Annotated in this window: 1 protein-coding gene and 2 pseudogenes; all 3 read right to left on the bottom strand. The window is 66.2% G+C overall.

Features of this window, described 5'->3' with window-relative positions; all coding sequences use genetic code 11:
• A pseudogene (locus DBR12_RS22345) lies at positions 1 to 616 on the bottom strand (hypothetical protein); the annotation flags it as partial.
• A gap of 111 nt (positions 617 to 727) precedes the next feature.
• Entirely contained in the window at positions 728 to 1,219 is a 492-nt protein-coding gene (locus DBR12_RS11520) for a Crp/Fnr family transcriptional regulator (protein ID WP_108617371.1), read from the bottom strand.
• A gap of 107 nt (positions 1,220 to 1,326) precedes the next feature.
• Positions 1,327 to 1,554 (bottom strand): annotated as a pseudogene (locus DBR12_RS22790) (tRNA uridine-5-carboxymethylaminomethyl(34) synthesis GTPase MnmE); the annotation flags it as partial.

The following is a 1,554-nucleotide window of genomic DNA, read 5'->3' as shown; positions in this document are numbered from 1 at the left end:
TCGGAGTCGGAGTCGGAGTCGGAGCGGGGGCCGTGGGGAAGATGGGGTTTGCAGGCGCCAATACCGGGGCTGCAGCCACCGCCACGGGCGGCTTGCGCACCGGTGCCACGGCTACAGGCGCCGCCGACACAGGCAGTGCAGCCCCATGGGGAGCCACGCCCTTTTGCGGTATCCCCACGGCCACATGGTCGTTGATACGCCAGTACACGGCCGTCACCAGGATGTCGTAGCGGGTCTTGGCTGTCTGGGCGATCAGCGCCTCGATCTCGGACAGGCGCACCGTCTCGCCGCCATACTCGCGCGCCAAGTCCATCATCACCAGGAACTGCCGGCCGCGCTGGTCCAGCGACAGCACCTTGAACTTGTAGCTGGCCGACAGCACCCCGGCGCGCACCATGGCCTCACGCACCACGGTGTAGAGCAGCTCGCGGCGCTCCATGCGCTCGTTCTTGCGGTTGGCGGCGTGTTCGGGGGGTGGGGGCTCAATCAGGGGTTTGCCCATGCGACCAGGGTGGAGCGGCACGGTGGCGTCGGCATTCAACAGACCCGACGGTTCTGCGGCTGGCCGGGGCTTGGGGGGGGCAGGTTTACGGCTGAACCAGCTGAACAGGGACATGGCTTGCTTTCTTCGGATGGTGCCTGGACAAAATCCAAATCGAGTGTAACTTGCCGCCCCCCTCGCACAGCCCGGAACAGGCCGCCCCATCCCGGGTCTGCGGGGCGTCTGTCAGGTCGCCGCAACGCGGCGGCGGCGGTTACCCAGGCGCTTGGCCAGCACCGCACCAGCAGCCATCGCCAAACCCAGGGCAATGGCGGGCTGGCGGTTGGTGAGTTCGGTGAAACGGATGGCCGTGAGGCTCCAGAGCTTGCAAGGCGCGCTGGCCTGTACGGTAGCGCTGCGCGCGCGGTGCGAAAAGAACGCACCTTCACCCACCACCGACCCGGCGCCCACAATGGCCAGGCGCAGGCGTTCTTTTTCGTCCTGGTAGTGCACGCTCAGGCTGCCGCTCTCCACCAGATACAGGGTGCGGTCCGTGGCCCCCTGGCTGAAAAGCACCTGCCCGGCCGGCAGAACCACGGGCAGCAGATAAGACGAAAGCACCTCCCACTGTGCGGGAGAGAGCGGGTTGGTCATGCTGTCGTCTGCGGTGGCTTGCGCAATGGCGTCCAGCAAACCTTTGAGGTCAACCTTGATGGCAGCGGGGGTTGGGGCATTCATGATGCGTCGAAAGTACCGTTGTTACAGATCGGACACAAGCGCTGTTTACGTCCGTTTACAACATAAGCGACAAGCGGCGACGCGGGCGCCCTGGCCGGGCGCACCGCCTACTTGCCGATGCAGAAGCTGGAGAAGATCACGCCCAGCAGATCGTCGGAGCTGAATTCGCCGGTGATGGCGCTCAGGGCGTTTTGGGCCAGGCGCAGTTCCTCGGCCAGCAAATCGAGGGCCGGTCCCTGGGCCTGCAGCTGGTCGGCGGCCTCCTGCAGGTGGGCCGACACGGTGCGCAGTGCCTCGACATGGCGGGCCCGCGCAATGTAGATGCCTTCGGGGGC

Origin of the sequence: Acidovorax sp. HMWF029 (genome assembly GCF_003060895.1) — a bacterium.
Taxonomy (GTDB): domain Bacteria; phylum Pseudomonadota; class Gammaproteobacteria; order Burkholderiales; family Burkholderiaceae_C; genus Acidovorax.
This window is presented reverse-complemented; position numbering and strand designations above follow the sequence as displayed.